This window comes from Streptomyces sp. 3MP-14, assembly GCF_006334905.2.
GTDB lineage: Bacteria > Actinomycetota > Actinomycetes > Streptomycetales > Streptomycetaceae > Streptomyces > Streptomyces triticirhizae.
In genome coordinates this window covers 68829-88408 of the sequence record NZ_VDLZ02000010.1, presented here as the reverse complement: position 1 = coordinate 88408, position 19580 = coordinate 68829, and the positions used below count along the sequence as shown (strand labels likewise).

Below are 19580 nucleotides of genomic sequence, written 5' to 3'. Positions count from 1 at the left end.
AACATTCTCCATGGAGTGCCGGGATTCGCTCGTAGACACGCCGGCAAGCCCCCTAGGATGAAGCCTCCGAGGGCACGGACCCCGTACCGAATCGACCGTTGATTCACCATGCTTGGGAGCCACACCTCGAAGCGCAGAACGCCAAGCCCCGATCCCCTACTCACTCACCCGTCTGAATCGACAGGAACCCCATGAGCGACACTTCCTCTTCCCCATTCGGCTTCGAGCTGGTTCGGCGTGGCTACGACCGCGGGCAGGTGGAGGACCGCATCTCCAAGCTCGTCGCGGATCGCGACGGCGCGTTGGCGCGCATCACCTCCCTGGAGAAGCGGATCGAGGAGCTGCACCTCGAAACGCAGAACGCCCAGGCGCAGATCACCGACTCCGAGCCGTCCTACGCCGGTCTCGGCGCGCGCGTCGAGAAGATCCTGCGGCTCGCGGAAGAAGAGGCCAAGGACCTGCGCGAGGAGGCCCGCAGGTCGGCCGAGCAGCACCGCGAGTTGGCGGAGGGCGCGGCCCAGCAGGTGCGCAACGACGCCGAGGCGTATGCGGCGGAGCGCCGGGCGAAGGCCGAGGAGGACGGCGCGCGGATCATCGAGAAGGCCAAGGGCGAGGCCCAGGCCACCCGCGCCGAGGCCGACAAGGACGCCCAGTCCAAGCGCGAGGAGGCGGACGCCCTCTTCGAGGACACCCGCGCCAAGGCGGCCCAGGCGGCGGCCGACTTCGAGACCAACCTGGCCAAGCGCCGCGAGCAGTCCGAGCGCGACCTGGCGTCCCGTCAGGCCAAGGCCGAGAAGCGGCTGGCGGAGATCGAGCACCGTGCCGAGCAGCTGCGCCTGGAGGCGGAGAAGCTCCGCACCGACGCCGAGCGCCGCGCGCGTCAGACGGTGGAGACCGCGCAGCGGCAGGCCGAGGACATCGTGGCGGACGCCAACGCCAAGGCCGACCGCATCCGCAGCGAGTCCGAGCGCGAGCTGGCCGCCCTGACCAACCGCAGGGACAGCATCAACGCCCAGCTGACCAACGTCCGCGAGATGCTGGCCACGCTGACCGGCGCCCAGGTGGCGGCCGCGTCGCTGGGCGACACGGACGACGGCGACGAGGGCCTGAGCCAGGGCGTTCCCGCCCAGCAGTCCCGCTGAGGCGCTTGCCGCTGAGCCGTCGAGCTGTCGCACGCTGAGCCGCGCTCGCCGCTGAGCGGCGGCCGCTCACCCCAACGGGCCAGGGCCCGCCGTCCCCACCGGGCGGCGGGCCCCGGCCCGTTCTAGCGTCGGAACCGTGATCGAGCTGGCGGGACTGACCAAGCGGTACGGCCTGAAGACCGCCGTGCGGGAGCTGACCTGCGTGATCAGACCCGGGCAGGTCACCGGCTTCCTCGGCCCCAACGGCGCGGGGAAGTCCACCACGATGCGGATGATCCTGGGCCTGGACCACCCGACGGCCGGTCGGGCGCTGGTGGAGGGCCGGCCCTACGCGCGGCTGACCGAGCCGCTGACCGTGGTCGGCGCGCTGCTGGAGGCCCGGGCCGTGCACCCGGGGCGGACCGCGTTCCACCATCTGCTGTGCCTGGCGCAGAGCAACGGCATTCCCCGGCGGCGGGTCGGCCAGGTGCTGGACCTGGTGGGGCTCGGCGAGGTGGCGGCCAAGCGGCCGAAGGGTTTCTCGCTGGGTATGGGGCAACGCCTGGGCATCGCCAGCGCCCTGCTCGGCGATCCGCGCATTCTGATCTTCGACGAACCGGTGAACGGACTTGATCCGGAAGGCATTCACTGGGTGCGCAATCTCATCAGGAGACTGGCCGCAGAGGGGCGAACCGTCTTTGTTTCCAGCCATTTGATGAGCGAAATGGCCCTGACCGCCGACCATTTGATCGTGATCGGCCAGGGGCAGCTGTTGGCCGACACCTCCATGGCGGGCTTTATCGAGGAGAACGCCCGCTCCTACACGCGGGTCAGCTCCCCCGACCGGGAACGGCTGATGGACGCGCTGAACTCCGTCGGGCTCGTCGCCACTCCCGCGACCGGGCCCGGCGCGGACGGCGCGCTGGACCTGGAGGGCGACCAGACCGTCGCGGTCGGCGAACTGGCCGCCGAACGCCGCCTGGTCCTGCACGAACTCTGCCACCACCGGGCCTCGTTGGAGGAGGCGTTCATGCGGCTGACCCGCCAGTCCGTCGAGTACCAGGCGGGCGACGACGCCGAGGGGCGCCGGGGTGCCGCGAACCGCCAGGGTTGGGGAGGCTGAGCCGTGTCCCACGCGCGTCGGGTGCTGCTGTCGGAGTGGACGAAGATCCGCACCGTGCGGGCCACGGTCTGGACGCTGGCCAGCGCGCTGGTGGTGACGGTCGCGCTGGGCATGTTGATCAGCGCGCTGCTCAACAGCGGCTTCGACGACCTGTCCCGGGAGGACCGGCTGACCTTCGACCCGACGTTCATCAGCTTCGCCGGGACCTCGCTCGGGCAGCTGGCGATGATCGCGTTCGGCATCCTGGTGGTCTCCAACGAGTACAGCACCGGCATGATCCGGGCCTCCCTGGCGGCGGTGCCGGTGCGCGGCGAACTGCTGGCCGCCAAGCTCGTGGTGGCGACGGCGCTGGCCCTGGCGGTCGGCATGGTGACCAGCTTCGCGGCGTTCCTGCTCGGCCAGCTGATGCTGGGCGACCACCGCACGGACCTCGGCCAACCCGGCGTGCTGCGGGCCGTGTTGGGCACCGGCCTCTACATGGGGCTGATCGCGCTCTTCGCGATGGGCCTGACCTGGGTGCTGCGCAGCGCGCTGCTGTCATTCGGGGTGCAGATCCCGTTCTTCTTCATGATCTCCAGCATCCTGGCCAACGTGCCCGCGACCGAGAAGGTCGGCGACTACCTCCCCGACCAGGCCGGCTCCCGCGTGATGGCCGTGATCGACGACGGCGGGTGGCCGTACGGGCCGTGGGTCGGGCTGCTGATCATGCTGGCGTGGGTGGCGGCGGCGGTGGCGGCGGGGTGGTTCGTGCTGCGGAGGCGCGATGCGTGACGGGGTTTTCCGCCCCACCCGCCCGCCCCTTTGCCTGCGGCGCTTCCGGGAGGTTGTCGGCGAGGCGACTGCCGTCGCGGCCGGGGTCTTTGTTCCCACCCGCCCACCCTTTCTTGCCTGCGGCCCTGCCGAGGCGCGGCACGGCAACGGCGGCCGGCTGCCGCCGCGTTGACCCCGGCGCACCGCGGTCAACGACCCGAGCCACGCGGACCGTTCACCGCCGCAGCGACCGGGACGGCGGACACCCGCCGCCACAACCCCCCGGGAGCGCCGCAGGCAAAGGGGCGGGTGGGTGGGGCGAAAAACCCTCACGGCGACGACACAAACCCGTCGGACCAGTCCAGGCGGAAGGGAACGCCGGGGGCCGTCGGGGTCCAGCCCGCGCGGAGCGCCTGCTGGACGGCGCGGGCCACGTCGGACGGGAGGACCGGACGGGCCTCGCGGTCGAACCAGTTGCTCGGGTGCGGCTGGTTCGTGGTCACGACGAGCGTGGCCCCGGGCGTTTCGGCGTGCTCGACCGCGAACGTCAGGGGCGTCCAGGCGAGACCCTGGCAGTAGCTCGGCCGGTGCCGCAGTCGCCAGCGATAGGCCGTGCCGTCCACGACGATGCGGCGCGCTCCCTTGCGGACCAGTGCCATGATGCTCTCCCCCTCACCGCCGCTACCGAGGATGCCAGCTCCGGCAGACGAACGGGGAACGGACACCGCCGCGACAACCTCCCGGAAGCGCCGCAGGCAGGAAAGGGCGGGCGGGTGGGAACAAAAAGGACGGCAGTCGCCTCAGCGACAACCTCCCGGAAGCGCCGCAGGCAAAGGGGCGGGCGGGTGGGGGCTCAACTCCCCGAAGAGAACACCGTCACGCCCAGCATCCGGCCGCCCGTCTCCGACCTGGGCCGGTGGCTGCTGCCCGGCGCGAAGACGACATAGGAGCCGGGGCCGTGGCGGTCGCCGCCGTCGATGATCTCGCCGCTGATGACGAAGTAGCGCTCCTCCGTCGCGTGGTGGTCGACCTCGGGCCACTCCGTGCCGGGGCCGAAGTCGATCAGCCAGCCGGCGGCGTGCGCGGTGCGCGGCAGGGGGCGGCGGAGGATGCCGGGGGCGATCTCGACGGGGGCGACGTCCTCGACCAGGACCGTGCTCTTGAGCCCGTCGTCGCCGGGTTCGCTGTCCATGCTGTGACTCATGCCGTCCACCCTGCTTCGAAGGGCCGCCGCCCCGGCAGTGTCGTGATTGACGCCCTTGGATACATTCCAGCCATGTCCGATCCCGCCATGTCCCAAGCAGCGCCGGCGCCCGCCGGGCGCCTCCACCGGGTGGTGGCGGTGCTCAACGAGCCGCACTCGCCGTTCGAACTCGCCTGCGCCGTCGAGGTGTTCGGCACGGCGCGGGAGGGGCTGCCACGGCGCTACGCGTTCGAGGTCTGCGCCGAGCGGCCGGGGCCGCTGCGGACCACGGCCGGGCACGCGGTGCTGGTCGAGCGGGACCTGGACGCGTTGCGCGGGGCGGACACCGTGCTCGTGCCCGGTTGGCTGCCGGCGGGCGCCACGGCGCCGGAGGCGGTGTTGGACGGGTTGCGCGCGGCGCACGCGCGGGGCGCGCGGGTGGTGTCCATCTGCACCGGCGCGTTCGTGCTGGCGCAAGCCGGCCTGCTCGACGGGCGCCGGGCCACCACGCACTGGCGGCGCACCGCCCAACTGGCCGCCGCGTACCCGAGGGTGCGGGTGGACGCCGACGTGCTCTATGTCGACCACGGCGATGTCGCGACCAGCGCCGGCAGCGGCGCCGGCATCGACCTGTGCCTGCATCTGCTGCGCGCCGACCACGGTTCGGCCCACGCGGCGGCGGTCGCCCGGAGCATGGTGCTGCCGCCGCACCGCGAGGGCAGCCAGCTCCAGTACGCGGTCCGGCCGGCGTATCCGGAGGGGCGCGCGGCACCCGCCTCGTTGGCGCCGTTGTTGGAGTGGGCGCTCGACAACCTGCACGCGCCCCTGTCATTGGAGCGGCTCGGCGCGCGCGCCGGCGTCTCGGGGCGCACGCTGGCGCGCCGGTTCGAGGAGCAGCTGGGCACCAGCCCCGGCCAGTGGCTGCTGCGGCAACGCCTCGACGCGGCGCGGGCGTTGCTGGAGCGGACCGACCTCCCGGTGGAGGCCGTCGCGGTGCGGGTCGGCCTCTCCTCGGCCGTGAACCTGCGGCGCCGCTTCCGTGCCGCGTTCGGCGTGACGCCCGGTGCCTACCGGAGGACGTTCGGCGAGCGCGCGGAGCCGGGGGGCGAACGGGACGGCGGCTGGTGCGGGGTTGGGACAGAGGCTTTGCCGGACCGTGAGCGTTTGCCACTAGGGTCGGCCGAGACGCGGGGCCCCGAGTAGCAGGGTGAATGCAGGATGATCGAGGCAACCGGCCTGACCAAGAGCTTCGGCTCGAAGACGGCCGTCTACAACCTGACCTTCCGGGTGCAGCCCGGCAAGGTCACCGGCTTTCTCGGCCCGAACGGCGCCGGGAAGTCCACGACGATGCGGATGATTCTGGGCCTGGACACCCCCAGCAACGGGACGGTGACCATCGGCGGGTACCAGTACCGGCAACTCCCCAACGCGCCACGGCAGGTGGGCGCGCTGCTGGACGCCAACGCCAAGCACGGCGGGCGCAACGCGCGGGCCCATCTGCTGTGCCTGGCGCAGCTGTCGGGGATTCCGGCCCGCCGGGTGGACGAGGTGCTGGACGTGGTCGGCCTGACGCAGGTGGGCGGGAAGCGTTCCAAGGGCTTCTCGCTGGGCATGGGGCAGCGACTCGGCATCGCGGCGGCCCTGTTGGGCGACCCCCAGGTGTTGCTCTTCGACGAGCCGGTGAACGGTCTCGACCCGGAGGGCATCCGCTGGGTGCGCGAGTTGATGCGCAGGCTGGCCGGTGAGGGTCGGACGGTGTTCGTCTCCAGTCACCTGATGTCCGAGATGGCCCAGACCGCCGATCATCTGATCGTGATCGGCCGGGGTCAGCTGATGGCCGACCTGCCGGTGCGGGCGTTTATCGAGCAGAACTCCACCGGCTTCGCCCGGGTGCGCACGCCCGACGGCGAGGAGGAGCAGCGCGATCTGCTGGTCAGGGCGCTCACCGAGGACGGCGGGCAGGTGGTGGCCGAGCCGGAGGGCACGTTGAAGGTCACGGGCCTGGAGCTGCCCCGGATCAGCGAGTTGGCGCACCGGGTCGACGTGCGGCTGTGGGAGCTGTCGCCGCACCACGCCTCGCTGGAGGAGGCGTATATGCGGATGACCCAGGGCGCGGTCGACTTCCGTTCCACCGCCGACCAGCGCGCCGGGCTCCAGGGCCCGCCGCAGCCGCCGTACGGCGGGTACCAGGAGCCGGTCGTCGGGATCGGGCCGCCCCAGCCGGGCGGCTACGCCCCGCCGCAACCCGGCTGGGGCGCGCCCCCGCCGGGCGCCCCGGTGCCGGCCGGCCCGCCGCCGGTGCCGCACCAGGCCACGTCCCCCGCCCCGTTCCGCCCCGAGGACGCCCGATGAGCACTCCGCCCCCGCCGCCCCAGCAGGCCCCGCAGTCCGCGCCGGCGACGCCGCCGCCGCACGTTCCGCCGCCCCACCCGCAGCAGGGCCAGCTGCCCGGCCCGCCGGGACAACTCCCGGCCCAGCAGCCGCCGTTGGGCCCGCCGCCGCAGGCGCCCGGGCCGGGGCAGCCACCGTTGACGCCCGGGCAGCAGCCGTTGGGGCCCGGCTACAGTTCGCCGATCCCGGTGGTGACCACCCACCTCGGGCACGCCATCGCCTCGGAGTGGACCAAGATCCGGACCGTTCGTTCCACGGTATGGACGCTGGCGCTGACGGTGCTGCTGACCGTCGGCATCGGCCTGGCCTTCGCGGCCGCGTTGAGCACCGAGGACTACGTGGGGATGCCGCTGCTGGCCGGCGGCTTCTTCGGCCTGATGTTCGGGCAGCTGTGCGTGATCACGCTGGGCGTGCTGGTGATCACATCCGAGTACGGCACCGGCATGATCAGGACCACGCTCACCGCCTGCCCCCAGCGGTCCCGGGTGTTGATCGCGAAGGCGCTGGTCTTCTTCGTTCTCGCCTTCTCCGTCACGTTGTTGGCCACCGGGCTGACCGCGTTGATTCACTCCTCGATGCTGAGTGACCAGGTGGTGCCCTCCTACGACTACGACGATCCCTATATGGAGGGCTCGATCGAGAACGGCGAGGTCGTCGCCAGCGGCGGCCACTGGCTGGGCGCGACCGTCGGGGCCTCGCTCTATGTCGCGCTGCTGGGCCTGTTGGCGCTGTCCGTCGGCACCCTGCTGCGGCACTCGGCGGGGGCGATCACCACCATGCTGGGCGTGGTGCTGGTGCCGCTGCTGGTCGCGCTGTTCATGGTGGGCGACAGCCTGCGGGACTTCCGGGACAAGCTGATCGAGTACTCGCCGCTCAACGGGCTGGCCTCGCTGTTCCGCATCCCGATGATCGGGGAGACGGCCACCGGCTGGCCGATGTTGGGGCTGCTGGCCGGTGTGACGGCGGCCGCGATGATCGCCGCGCTGGCGCGGCTGACCACGTCGGACGTCTGACCCGGCCGAACGGAACGAGACCGCGCGGCTCAGTAGCGCGGCGCGTTACGGGACCGCAGGGGCCGCGCGCCCCTGCGGTCCCGCGCGTTCCAGCAGGCGCGGTGCCAGTGCCGGCGGTCCTCGACCGCGCCCAGCCTGGGCCAGCTCACCACGTGCGGGACGCCGGGCGGGATCTCCTGGTCACAGCCGGGGCAGCGGTAGTGCTTGGCGGCCGAGGCCCCGGTGATCCCGCGCACCACCCACTCCTCGCCGCGCCACTCGTCGGTGCGCTCCAGGCCGTACTCGCGGGGCCCTTCGGCGCCCGACGGCGGCTGTTGACGACCGCGCGGGCGGTTGCGACGCGGGGACACGGAACACCTCGACCTGGCTCGGCGGTTCGGCTTGCGGCGTGGCCGGCCCGGGTGGCGCGCCGAGGGGCCGACTGCCGGAGCCGACCGGCGAGGCGGAGCGAGAACGCCGGTGCGGGGGTGCGGCGGGACGGATCGGTGGAGCGCGGGAGAGCCGGCTACGCAACCGAGTTTACGCGGGCCCCCGACCAGGCCCATTGATGATCATCGGAAAAACCTGCCGCCGTCCCGTGCCCTTGGCACGTGTCACGCGTTAAGGCCCATGGGGAGAACGGCAACGAGGCAGGTCACGGCGAGCCCGGACCGGGCCGCGAGGAGGGCGGACGCCATGTCGACGATACGGATAGGGACATTTGTGCTGGCCGGCCAGTACCCGGGGCAGAGTCAGCAGGCGGCCCTCGACCGGGCGGTCCGCTCCGCCGAGGTCGCCGACGAGGTCGGGCTCGACACCGTCTGGCTGGCCGAACACCACTTCGTGCCCTACGGGTTGTGCCCCTCGGCGACCACGCTCGCCGCGCTGCTGCTCGGCCGGACCCGCCGCATCCGGGTCGGCACCGCGATCAGCGTGCTGTCCACCCAGCACCCGGTGGCGCTCGGCGAGCAGGCGACGTTGCTCCACCTGACCTCGGGCGGGCGGTTCACGCTGGGCGTGGGGCGCGGCGGCCCGTGGGTGGACCTGGAGGTCTTCGGCACCGGCCGGGAGGCGCTGGAGCGCGACTTCCCCGAGTCACTCGACCTGCTGCTGCGCTGGCTGACCCAGCCGGCGGTGGACGCCAACGGGGCGCGGTACCGGTTCCGTTCGGTGCCGGTGGTGCCCAGCTCGGCCGAGGGGGCCGATCCGCCGCCGGTCGTGGTGGCCTGCACCTCGCCCGATACGGTGCGGCTGGCGGCCAGGCGGGGGCTGCCCATGCTGCTGGGGATGCACATCGGCGACGCGGAGAAGGCCGAGATGGTGGCGCTCTGGCGCCGGTCGGCGGCCCAGGCCGGGGTGCCGCCCGAGGCGGTGGCGGCGGCCGACCATGTGGCGGCGGGCGTGGGGCAGGTCGGCGACAGCCACTCGGAGGCCGTCGAGACGATCCGCCGCGCGCTGCCGGGCTGGCTGCGGCAGGGGCTGGCCGCGCACCAGACGCTGGACGGCGCGCCCCGCGCCATGCGGGACCCGCTGGCCTACACCGAGCTGCTGTGCGAGCTGCACCCGGTGGGCGATCCCCAACTCTGCGCGGACCGGCTGGCGTTGACCAGCGAACGCACCGGGATCACCCGCTTCGCGCTGCTGGTCGAGGGCTCGGGCGAGCTGGCGGGCACCGAGCGGAACGTGCGCCGCCTCGCCGACGACGTGCTGCCGCTCCTCCCCGGTCAGGCGGGGAAGGCGGCAGCGAACGGTGCGTCCGTGGGCGGCGGCACTCAGCAGTCGCGCAACTCCGGCGACTGGTTGAGTATCTGACCACGGATCGAGGTGAACCGGGCGAGCCGCTCGTCGCTCGACCCGTCGAGCGGGAAGACGGCGACCCGGTGGCAGTTCTGGAACGCGAGCCGAACGCCGAAGTGCCGCTCCAGGGCACCCCTGATGGCGTCGCTGGCCAACGCGCGCAGCAGTTGCCCGCGCGCGTGCTCGTCCGGTGGTGGTGTCGTGTTGTCGGCGAACGCACCGCCGTCCACCTGGAGTCGGGTCACCAGACTGCTGATCATGTCCCAGGCGAAGGGCAGGGACGTCCGGACGCAGTCGACGAACTCCTTCTCGTCCACCTCGCCCCGCTCGGCCTGTTCCAGTAACGCCGGTGAGACGTCGAGCGACATGAGTTTCTCCTCTCGTGACCCCCGGTCGGGGTCTGGCGCGGACTGGCCCGAGGGGTTGCCACCACCCCAACCCCGCACCCGCGTGCGCACGTTCGAGTGGAACCCCCTTGCTCACGTTAGGCCGCGCGACGGGTGGGTGTCAGTGGATTGGGCACATAACTGGCCACTGTCGAATCCGGCGAATCTCCCCCATAGCAGACGCCTCTGACCTCACCCGGTTACCACTCCGCCACCCCTCGCTCACCCTCCTCATCCAGCCAGCGGTAGCACAACTCCGGTCGGCCGACCCCTCCGTAACGGGGGGCGCGCGCGGCGCGGGCGGTGGTGACCAGATGTTCCAGATAGCGCCGGGCGGTGATCCGCGAGACGCCCACCTGTCCGGCGGCCACCGTGGCGGTCAGCCCCTCCGGCGCGGCGCGCAGCGCCTCGATCACCGCCTCCAGCGTGGGCTGGCTCAGGCCCTTGGGCAGCGCGGCGGCCACCGGCGAACGCAGCGTCGCTAGCGCGCGGTCCACCTCCTCCTGCCCGCCCGCCTCGCCCTCGGCCTGCCGGAAGGCCGCGTAACGCACCAGTCGATCACGGAGCGTTGCGAAGGTGAACGGCTTCAGCACATAGTGAACGACGCCCAGCGATACGCCCTCCCGCACCACCGTCAGGTCGCGCGCGGAGGTCACCGCGATCACGTCCACGCCGTGCCCGGCGCCGCGCAACGCCCGCAGCAGCCGCAGCCCGTGGCCGTCGGGCAGGTAGAGGTCGAGCAGCAGCAGGTCCACCCCGGTGCCGGCCACCAGCCGCGCCGCCTCGGCGCCCGAGCGCGCGGTGCCGCAGACCGTGAAGCCGGGGACCCGTTCCACATAGCCCCGGTGCGCCTCGGCGGCCAGCGGCTCGTCCTCCACCACCAACACCCGCACCGGCGGCGGGTCCTGGCCCGGCCCCGCACCCGATCCGGCGCCCGTTCCCGGCCCGGTCATGCGACGCCCACCCGCAGCGGCAGCCGCACCGTGAACCGGGCGCCGCCGCCGGCCGCGCGGTCCACCTCGACCGTGCCCCGGTTGCGGCGCACCGCCTGCCGCACCAGCGCCAGGCCGACGCCGCGCGCCCCGGTACCCTGGCCCCGCGCCGGCTTGGTGGTCCAGCCCCAGTCGAAGGCAGCCTCGGCGCTCTCGCCGCGCAGGCCGCCGCCGGAGTCGCTGACCTCCAGCAGCAGTTCGTGCGCGTCGGCCCGCGCCCGCACCCACACCCGCGCGCCGGCGCGCACATCGCCCACCCGCGCGCCGGCGCCCCCCGCCCGGTCCGCCACCGTCGCCCCCGTCGCCGACTGCACCGCCGCGCCCATGGCCGCCTCCATCGCGTTGTCGATCAGATTGCCCAGGATGGTCACCAGGTCCCTGGGCGGCAGCGCGCTGGGCAGCACGCCGTCGTCGATCCTGCTGTCCTCGGTCAGCAGCAGCTCCACGCCGCGCTCGTTGGCCTGGGCCGCCTTCCCCAACAGCAGGGCGGCGAGGACCGGTTCGGCCACCGCGTCCACCACCCGGTCGGTGAGGGCCTGCGCCAGCTCCAGCTCGGCGGTGGCGAACTCCACGGCCTCCTCGGCCCGGCCCAGCTCGATCAGCGCCACCACGGCGTGCAGCCGGTTGGCCGCCTCGTGCGCCTGGGCACGCAGCGCATCGGTGAACGCCAGCGCCGAGTCCAACTCACCCGCCAACTCCTGGAGTTCCGTGTGATCGCGGAGCGTGACCACGGTGCCGCGGCGGCTGCCGCCGGAGACCGGCGCCGCGTTGACCACCAGCACCCGCTCCTCGGTCACCAACACCTCGTCCACCACGGGCGGTTCGCCGCTCAGCGCCGCCACCAGACCGGGCGAGAGATCCAGCTCCGAGAGCGCCCGGCCGACCGGCTCGTCCGGCAGCCCGAGCAGTTCGAGACCGGCGTCGTTCACCAGCGCGATTCGGCCATCCCCGTCCAGCAGCAGCAGCCCCTCCCGCACCGCCCGAAGCGTCGCCTGGTGGTAGTCGTACATCCGGCTCAATTCGGCCGCGTTCATGCCGTGGGTGTGCCGACGCAGCCGGACGTTGACCGCCCAGGTACCCACCGCGCCCAGCGCCAGCGCCCCGCCGGCCACCAACAGCAGGCCACTGACCTGGTCGGCGACCCGGCGCCCTATGGTCTCGACGGCCAGCCCCGCGCTCACCAGCGCCACGATCTCGCCGTCCGCCCAGACGGGCGTGACCACCCGCATCGAGGGGCCCAGGGTGCCGGTGTAGGACTCGGTGAAGGTCTCGCCGCGCAGCGCGGGCTCCGTGTGGCCGATAAAGGTCTGCCCGATCAGCTCCGGGTTGGGGTGGGTCAGCCGCTCCCCGTCGGGGCGCATGATCGTGACAAAGGTGATCCCGGTGTCCAGGCGCACCCGTTCCGCATACGGCTGGAGCCGGGCGCTCGGGTCCTCGGAACGGAGCGCGGCCAACACGGACGGCGCGTCCGCGATGGCGCGCGCCACCACGGTGACCTCGGTGCGCGCCGCCTCCTCGGCCTGTTCCCTGGTGTTGAGATAGGTGAAGACCGCGCAGCCGGCCACCACCAGCGTCACCAGCAGCACCTGCATGGCGAAGAGCTGGCCGGCCAGCGAACGCGGGCGGGGGAGAGCCATAGCGCACAGTGTGCTCAGCCGGGGCGTTCACCGGAACCCACGGGCGCCGCCGGCTCGCGCCGCCGGACGCTGGCCACCGTTCCGCCGCCGCGAACTCCCGTTCCGCCGCCGCGAACTCCCGTTCCGCCGCGGCGGACTCCGCGCGCCGGCGCCGCGAACTCAATGAACGCAACCGTGACGGGCGTCACGTCCCCCTGGATAGTCGCAGTGCCTCAGGCCGACTCCACAACGACGAGGAGACCCCCACCGTGGCTGCCAAGTCCTCCCCCGCGCCCGCCCCTCCGGGGCCGAGAAGGCGGCGCGACCGCACGCACTACCTCTACATCTTCGTGATCCTGGCCGTGGTCGCCGGCGTCACCCTGGGCCTGGTGGCCCCCGGCGTCGCGGTGGAGCTGAAGCCGCTGGGCACCGGCTTCGTGAACCTGATCAAGATGATCATCTCGCCCGTGATCTTCTGCACCATCGTGCTCGGCATCGGCTCGGTCCGCAAGGCCGCCAAGGTCGGCGCCGTGGGCGGCCTCGCGCTCGGCTACTTCATGGTGATGTCGGCGTTCGCGCTGGTCATCGGCCTGGTGGTCGGCAACATCCTGGAGCCGGGCGCCGGGCTCGACATCACCCAGGACGCCAGGGAGGCGGGCGCGGCCCAGGCCGAGGGGGCCAGCGAGTCCACCGTGGACTTCCTGCTGGGCATCATCCCGACGTCGTTCGCCTCCGCGTTCACCGAGGGCGAGGTGCTCCAGACGCTGCTGATCGCGCTGTTCACCGGGTTCGCGATCCAGACGATGGGGCGCGCCGGGGAGCCGCTGCTGCGCGGCGTGCAGCACCTCCAGAAGCTGGTCTTCCGGGTGCTGGCGATGATCATGTGGGCGGCGCCGGTCGGCGCGTTCGGCGCGATGGCCGCCGTCATCGGCGAGACCGGCGCGGACGCGCTGCGCTCGCTGGCGGTCATCATGGTCGGCTTCTACCTGACCTGCGTGATCTTTGTGGCGCTGGTGCTGGGCGTGCTGCTGTGGGCGGTGGCCCGGGTCAACATCTTCACCCTGCTGCGCTACCTGGGCCGCGAGTTCCTGCTGATCCTGTCGACCTCCTCCTCGGAGTCCGCGCTGCCCCGGCTGATCGCCAAGATGGAACACCTGGGCGTCAGCAAGCCCGTGGTCGGCATCACCGTGCCCACCGGGTACTCGTTCAACCTGGACGGCACCGCGATCTATCTGACGATGGCCTCGCTGTTCATCGCGGAGGTGATGGGCGACCCGCTGTCGCTGGGCGAACAGATCAGCCTGCTGCTGTTCATGGTGATCGCCTCCAAGGGCGCGGCCGGCGTCACCGGCGCCGGCCTCGCGACCCTGGCCGGCGGCCTCCAGTCGCACCGACCCGAACTGGTCGACGGCGTCGGGCTGATCGTCGGCATCGACCGCTTCATGAGCGAGGCCAGGGCGCTGACCAACTTCGCGGGCAACGCCGTGGCCACGGTGCTGGTCGGCACCTGGACCGGGGAGCTGGACCGGCAACGGGCGGGCGAGGTCCTGGCCGGGCGGCTGCCGTTCGACGAGTCGACGATGGTCGACGACGGGGATGCCTCCGGCGGTGCGATGGACCCGGACGGTGCGGGAGGTTCCGACGGTGCGGGAGATTCCGACGGTGCGGGAGGTTCCGACGGTGCGGGCGGTGGCCGGTTGGGCAAGCAGGCCGACGGGCCGGCCGAACGGGCCGAACCGGCGGACTCCGTGGGCGAGTCCACGGCCCGCTGACGGCCGGGGAGGGCGGCGAGGCCGGCCCGGGACAGGCTCTAGGCTGCCCCCATGCGTCTTGTCATCGCCCGCTGCTCGGTCGACTACGCCGGCCGGCTCACCGCCCACCTGCCCATGGCTCCCCGACTCGTCCTGGTCAAGGCCGACAACTCGGTCTCCGTCCACGCGGACGACCGCGCCTACAAGCCGCTGAACTGGATGTCGCCGCCGTGCACCCTCAAGGAGGAGGAGACGGAGGACGGCGGCCAGCTCTGGACGGTGGTCAACAAGACGGGCGAGAAGCTGATCATCACCATGGAGGAGGTTCTCCACGACTCCTCCCACGAACTCGGCGTCGACCCCGGCCTGATCAAGGACGGGGTCGAGGCTCACCTCCAGGAACTGCTCGCCGACCGGATGGAAACCCTCGGCGAGGGCTGGACGTTGATCCGCCGCGAGTACCCCACGGCGATCGGCCCGGTGGACATCCTGGGCCGCGACGCCGACGGCGGCACGGTGGCCGTCGAGATCAAGCGGCGCGGCGAGATCGACGGCGTGGAGCAGCTCACCCGCTATCTGGAGTTGCTCAACCGCGACCCCCATCTCGCGCCGGTGCAGGGCCTGTTCGCGGCCCAGGAGATCAAGCCCCAGGCCCGGACCCTCGCCACGGACCGGGGCATCCGCTGCGTCACCCTCGACTACAACGCCCTGCGCGGCATCGAGGACGACAAGCTGCGCCTCTTCTGACGCGGCCCGCCTGCGGCGGGCTTCGGGGAGCGACAGCGCGGGCCCGGGCCTCGCCGTGGGCGAGGCCCGGGAGAGGGTCCGCCTGCCGGCGGGCGGGCGCGGCCTCGCGCCTGCGGCGCGGGCCGGGGAGGCGCGGGTCCGTACCGGGGGTCCCGCCTGCGGCGGGCACGTCTGCGGCGCGCGGGTTTGGCACCGCGCCTGCCGGCGGGCGGGCGCGGCCTCGCGCCTGCGGCGCGGGCCGGGGAGGCGCTGGCCACGCCGGGGCTCGGCTGGGGTCCCCCGTGCCGAGCACCGCGCCGGCGGCGCGGCCCGGGGAACGTGGGTTCGCCGCAGGCAGGTCACGATGCGTCGTTTCGTGCGCGGGCGGGGCCCGCGAACGGGCACCACCGAGCGAGGCTCCGCCCACGCGGCTCCCCTGCGGCCCGTCCGCAACGGTGACGCGAACGCGCTTGCCAGGCCGGGAACGGGAGTTGGCCGCCCCGGCATCCGAACGGAGAGCCGATCCGCGACGGACTTCTCAACGAGGTGGGTGCCTCCGGCCGCGAGCACCTGCCGAAGGCGTCCGCCCAGGAGGTGCCGCCTCACTGCGGGTCGGGCCCCGCCTCGGTGCGGGCGCTTTCGCATCGACGGGGACGGGTCGCGCGCCTGGCCGTGTGCGGCACCACCGAGCACCCCTCAACGCCAAGTCCCCAACTCCCGCCACCAGGCGTACCGTCGCCTCGCCGATGCCCGGCAGCACCACCACTCGCCGCGAACCCGCCGGCCAGTCAGCAGAAGAACTCGCCTCCCGGGGCGCGCCGCCAGAGCAACCCCCGCGACCTCCCGTCTCCCGAAATCCACCGCCCCTCCGGCGCCGCCGCCACCCATGAACTCCGTTCCGGCTCCCACCACCTGCCGAACCCGCCAGCCAACCGCCCAGCGCACCCCGGCGACACCCGCTACCAGCGAACCACCCGGCTCTCCACACCCCGCCAGCAAGCCAATCCCCCGACTTCGCGAACCATCGCCGCTCCCGCACCTCGGCGGCACCCGCCACCTCCCGAGGCGCGTCACCAGCCAACCGCCCAACGTTCCACACCCCGCCGGCAAGCCAGCCCCCGGCTTTCCGAACCATCACCGCTCCCCGCACCCCCTGCCTCCCGAACCCCGCCGCCAAGCGAACCCCCCGTCTCCCAAACCCCGCCGCCAGGCGAACCCCGTCTCCCGAACCCCGCCGGCAGGCGCCCCCCCTCCCGAGGCGCGCCGCCAGGCGAACCCGCCGCCAGGCGAACCCGCCACCTCCCGAACCCCGCCGGCAGGCGAACCCCCTTGACGGCCTCCCAGCCCCTCCCTACGGTCAACTGACGCCAGGATGAATCGTTTTAACCGGCTTCAACAGACCGTGCCACCCCATCCTCCGCCCAGGAACTCCGCCCAAGAAATCCGCCCAGGAGGGGCATGTGATCAGCAGACGCCAGATCCTCGCGACCACTACCGCCGCCGCCGCGACGGCGGCGGCCCCGTTGCCGGGGCTCACCCCGGCGGCGGCCGCCCGTCCCCGAGAGCCCAGCGGCCAGCGCCCCGGCGGGCAGCCGCTGCACGTCGCCTCCACCACCACCGAGTACGCCGACCGCCCCCTCGGCCTCGACGTCGAACAGCCCCGGCTCAGCTGGACGTTGGAGTCGGCCGTGCGCGGCCAGCGGCAGACCGCGTACCAGGTCCGCGTCGCCAGTTCGCCCACATTGCTCGACAACCCGGACATCTGGGACAGCGGCCAGCAGCCGTCCGACCAGTCCGTGCTGGTCCCCTACGCGGGGCCGCCGCCCGAGCCGCGCCGCCGGTACCACTGGTGGGTGCGGGTCTGGGACGCCGACGACGTCGCCTCCGAGTGGAGCGAGCCGACCTGGTGGGAGACCGGGCCCGGCGGTGCCGACGACTGGGGCGCCGAGTGGGTCACCGTGCCGGCCGAGGTGGGGGCCGCGCCCGCGCTCGGCGACGCGCACTGGGTGTGGTTCCCGGGCGACCCGGACGAGGCGCCGGCGGCGACCCGTTGGCTGCGGCTCGCCTTCGACCTCGACGACGGGCCGGTCACCGCGGCCGAGTTGGTGCTGGCCGCCGACGACGGCTTCACCGCCTGGGTCAACGGCGTGCCCGTCGGCGGCCGCCCGATCGTCGCCGGCCAGGACGCCTGGCGCGACCCGGCGCGGATCGACGTGACCGCCGAACTGCGCGCCGGCCGCAACGCGTTGGCCGTCGAGGCCGGCAACGCGACGACGGGCCCCGCGGGGCTGCTGGCCGTTCTCGAAGTGACCACCGGGGCCGGCACCAGCCGCCGGCTGGTCACCGGCGAGGCCGACTGGCTGAGCACCGACGTCGAGCCACCGGGCGAGGCGTGGCGCGCGCCGGAGTTCGAGCCGGACGGCTGGCAGCCGGTGCGGGCGCGCGCGCCCTGGGGAGGCGCCCCCTGGGGTGAGGTACACGCCCAGCGCTCGCCGGTGCTGCTGCGCCGTTCGTTCACGCTCCCCGCCGGCCCGGTCGCCGGCGCGCGGCTCTATGCGACGGCGCTCGGCCTCTACGAGGCGCGGCTCAACGGGGAACGCGTCGGCGACGCCCAGCTCACCCCCGGCTGGACGGACTACCGCCGCCGGGTCGCCTACCAGGCGTACGACGTCACGGAGCAGGTGCGCGCGGGCGAGAACGCGCTGGGTTTCGCGCTGGCGCCCGGCTGGTACGCGGGGCACATCGCGTGGTTCGGTCAGCAGCGGTACGGCGAACTGCCCTCGCTGCTCACGGTCCTTGAGGTCACCTACCAGGACGGTCGCGTGGAACGAGTCGCGAGCGACGGCACCTGGCGCGCGGCCACCGGTCCTTGGCTGGTCGCGGACCTGATCCACGGGGAGGAGTACGACGCGCGGCGGGAGGTGAACGGCTGGGACGCGCCCGGCTTCGACGACCAAGCCTGGCGTCCGGTCGTCCCGACGGAGGTCGCGACGCCCGAGGTCGTCCGGATGGTGGACGAGCCTACCCGGGTGGTGAGCGAGCTGCCTGCGGTGAGCGTCACCGAGGTGCGGCCCGGCGTGCACCTCTTCGACCTGGGCCAGAACATGGTCGGTTGGGTCAGGCTGCGGGTGACGGGCGAGGCCGGCACCCGGGTCACGCTGCGCCATGGCGAGGTGCTGGACCGGGACGGCCGGCTCTACACGGAGAACCTGCGCACCGCCCGCGCCCAGGACGTCTTCACCCTCGCGGGCGGCGGGGAGGAGGTCTTCGAACCCAGGTTCACCTTCCATGGGTTCCGCTATGTCGAGGTCGCCGGCCTGCCCGGCACCCCGGGCGCCGAGGCGGTGACCGGGCGGGTGGCGCACACGGCGGCGCCGTTCACCATGGAGTTCTCCACCAACCTGGAGATGGTCAACCAGTTGCACCGCAACATCACCTGGGGCCAGCGCGGCAACTTCCTGTCCGTGCCGACGGACACCCCGGCGCGCGACGAGCGGCTGGGCTGGACCGGCGACATCAACGTCTTCGCGCCGACCGCCTGTTATGTGATGGCGTCCGCGCGGTTCCTCACCAAGTGGCTGACGGACCTGCGCGACGGGCAGCCCGCCGAGGGCCCCAACCGGGGCGGCTTCCCCGACGTGGCGCCGGCCATGGACGAACTCGGCCTGGGCGTGGCCGGCTGGGGCGACGCGGGGGTGACCGTTCCGACGAGCCTGCACCGCGCCTACGGCGACGAGCGGGTGCTGGCGGAGAACTGGCCGGCGATGACCGCCTGGATCGACTATCTCGTCGAGCACAGCGAGGGGCTGGTGCGGCCGGCCGAGGGGTACGGGGACTGGCTCAACGTCGAGGACGAGACGCCCAAGGACGTCATCGGCACGGCGTACTTCGCCCATGCCGCTGCCCTGGTCGCCGGTGTCGCGCGGGTGTTGGGGCACGATCCCGCGCCCTACGACGACCTGTTCGCGCGGGTGCGGGACGCGTTCAACGCCGCCTTCGTTGCGGCGGACGGGCGGATCGCCGGCGACACCCAGACCGGCTGCGTGCTGGCGCTTTCGATGGACCTGCTGCCCGGTGCCGCGCTGCGGGCGGCGGTGCTGGGGCGGCTGGTGGAGTTGGTCGAGGCGCGGGGCGACCACCTGTCCACCGGCTTCCTCGGCACCCCGAGGCTGCTGCCGACGCTCACCGAGGCGGGGCGCGTCGACGTCGCCTACCGGCTGCTGGAGCAGGACGCCTTCCCGTCGTGGGGGTACCAGATCGCGAACGGCGCGACCACCATGTGGGAGCGCTGGGACTCGATCACGCCGGACGGCGGGTTCCAGACGGCGGGCATGAACTCGTTCAACCACTACGCCTATGGCGCGGTCGGCGAGTGGCTGTACGGCACCGTCGCCGGCATCGCGCCGGGCGCGCCCGGCTTCCGGGTGGTCACCGTCCGGCCGCGCCCCGGCGGCGGGGTGACCACGGCCTCGGGGCGGTTCCTTTCGCCGTACGGGATCGTCGCGACGCACTGGGCGCTGGGCGGGGACGGGACGTTCACGCTGGACGTCGAGGTGCCGGTGAACGCCACGGCCGAGGTGTGGGTGCCGGCGGAGACCGGTGAGCAGGTCGAGCAGGACGGCGCGTCGTTCGAGCGGATGGCGGACGGCTGTGCCGTCTTCACCACGGGCTCGGGTCGGTACCGCTTCGCCGTGGCGGCGGGCTGAACCCGGCCGCCGCTCCGCCGGGCCGCCGCTGAACGGCGGCCCGGTG

At 73.2% G+C, this 19580-nt stretch carries 16 protein-coding genes; 10 read left to right on the top strand and 6 right to left on the bottom strand.

Translation table 11 applies throughout. The features are described 5' to 3' along the window. Positions 1 to 191: 191 nt before the first annotated feature. The 3 genes from FH609_RS17750 (at position 192) to FH609_RS17740 (ending at position 3015) form a co-directional block, all read left to right on the top strand. Entirely contained in the window at positions 192 to 1142 is a 951-nt protein-coding gene (locus FH609_RS17750) for a cellulose-binding protein (protein WP_139668719.1), read from the top strand. Between the two features lie 136 nt (positions 1143 to 1278). Beyond that, the gene (locus FH609_RS17745) at positions 1279 to 2244 is read left to right on the top strand and encodes an ATP-binding cassette domain-containing protein (RefSeq protein ID WP_139668717.1); all 966 of its coding nucleotides are present in this window, start codon (positions 1279 to 1281) and stop codon (positions 2242 to 2244) included. A gap of 3 nt (positions 2245 to 2247) precedes the next feature. Beyond that, the gene (locus tag FH609_RS17740; protein WP_139668715.1) at positions 2248 to 3015 is read left to right on the top strand and encodes an ABC transporter permease; all 768 of its coding nucleotides are present in this window, start codon (positions 2248 to 2250) and stop codon (positions 3013 to 3015) included. Between the two features lie 308 nt (positions 3016 to 3323). Here FH609_RS17740 and FH609_RS17735 read toward each other — a convergent pair whose 3' ends face one another. Both FH609_RS17735 and FH609_RS17730 read right to left on the bottom strand, forming a co-directional pair. Then, the gene (locus FH609_RS17735) at positions 3324 to 3653 is read right to left on the bottom strand and encodes a hypothetical protein (RefSeq protein WP_139668713.1); all 330 of its coding nucleotides are present in this window, start codon (positions 3651 to 3653) and stop codon (positions 3324 to 3326) included. A gap of 194 nt (positions 3654 to 3847) precedes the next feature. Further along, positions 3848 to 4198, bottom strand: coding sequence for a cupin domain-containing protein (locus FH609_RS17730; protein WP_139668711.1), 351 nt, complete (start codon positions 4196 to 4198; stop codon positions 3848 to 3850). A 72-nt stretch (positions 4199 to 4270) separates the two neighbouring features. On the opposite strand from FH609_RS17730, the gene FH609_RS17725 reads away from it, so the two are divergent. Genes FH609_RS17725 through FH609_RS17715 form a run of 3 tightly spaced genes read left to right on the top strand, consistent with a single transcriptional unit; the run spans position 4271 to position 7581 of the window. After that, a complete protein-coding gene (locus FH609_RS17725) occupies positions 4271 to 5380 on the top strand; it encodes a GlxA family transcriptional regulator (protein WP_226961767.1) in 1110 nt (369 codons plus the stop codon). Positions 5381 to 5395: 15 nt separating this feature from the next. Further along, positions 5396 to 6529: an ABC transporter ATP-binding protein gene (locus FH609_RS17720; protein WP_139668708.1), complete on the top strand. Its 1134-nt coding sequence runs from the start codon at positions 5396 to 5398 to the stop codon at positions 6527 to 6529. Continuing rightward, the gene (locus tag FH609_RS17715; RefSeq protein ID WP_226961766.1) at positions 6526 to 7581 is read left to right on the top strand and encodes an ABC transporter permease; all 1056 of its coding nucleotides are present in this window, start codon (positions 6526 to 6528) and stop codon (positions 7579 to 7581) included. The genes FH609_RS17720 and FH609_RS17715 overlap by 4 nt, the downstream gene beginning before the upstream one ends. Before the next feature lie 29 nt (positions 7582 to 7610). Here FH609_RS17715 and FH609_RS17710 read toward each other — a convergent pair whose 3' ends face one another. Then, complete coding sequence (locus FH609_RS17710) at positions 7611 to 7931, bottom strand: ATP/GTP-binding protein (RefSeq protein WP_139668706.1); 321 nt, start codon at positions 7929 to 7931, stop codon at positions 7611 to 7613. Between the two features lie 334 nt (positions 7932 to 8265). Between FH609_RS17710 and FH609_RS17705 the strand changes: the two genes are divergently transcribed. After that, positions 8266 to 9372 (top strand): LLM class flavin-dependent oxidoreductase, encoded by a 1107-nt coding sequence (locus FH609_RS17705; protein ID WP_139668985.1) that lies wholly within the window; start codon positions 8266 to 8268, stop codon positions 9370 to 9372. On the opposite strand, the gene FH609_RS17700 is transcribed toward FH609_RS17705, so the two are convergent. The 3 genes from FH609_RS17700 to FH609_RS17690 all read right to left on the bottom strand — a co-directional run bounded on the left by FH609_RS17700 (position 9333) and on the right by FH609_RS17690 (position 12372). Continuing rightward, a complete protein-coding gene (locus FH609_RS17700) occupies positions 9333 to 9725 on the bottom strand; it encodes an SCO5389 family protein (RefSeq protein ID WP_139668705.1) in 393 nt (130 codons plus the stop codon). The two genes, FH609_RS17705 and FH609_RS17700, sit on opposite strands and share 40 nt — an antisense overlap. 218 nt (positions 9726 to 9943) lie before the next feature. Then, positions 9944 to 10696, bottom strand: coding sequence for a response regulator (locus FH609_RS17695; protein ID WP_139668703.1), 753 nt, complete (start codon positions 10694 to 10696; stop codon positions 9944 to 9946). Continuing rightward, a complete protein-coding gene (locus tag FH609_RS17690) occupies positions 10693 to 12372 on the bottom strand; it encodes a sensor histidine kinase (protein ID WP_139668701.1) in 1680 nt (559 codons plus the stop codon). The genes FH609_RS17695 and FH609_RS17690 overlap by 4 nt, the downstream gene beginning before the upstream one ends. 248 nt (positions 12373 to 12620) lie before the next feature. Here FH609_RS17690 and FH609_RS17685 point away from each other — a divergent pair, with 248 nt between their 5' ends. From FH609_RS17685 to FH609_RS17675, 3 genes are all read left to right on the top strand, one after another. Beyond that, entirely contained in the window at positions 12621 to 14123 is a 1503-nt protein-coding gene (locus FH609_RS17685; RefSeq protein WP_139668699.1) for a cation:dicarboxylate symporter family transporter, read from the top strand. Between the two features lie 51 nt (positions 14124 to 14174). Beyond that, positions 14175 to 14849 carry an endonuclease NucS gene (nucS, locus tag FH609_RS17680; protein WP_139668697.1) on the top strand — a complete coding sequence of 225 codons (675 nt, stop codon included), beginning with the start codon at positions 14175 to 14177 and terminating at the stop codon, positions 14847 to 14849. A gap of 1439 nt (positions 14850 to 16288) precedes the next feature. Beyond that, entirely contained in the window at positions 16289 to 19534 is a 3246-nt protein-coding gene (locus FH609_RS17675) for a glycoside hydrolase family 78 protein (RefSeq protein ID WP_139668695.1), read from the top strand. Positions 19535 to 19580: the final 46 nt, after the last annotated feature.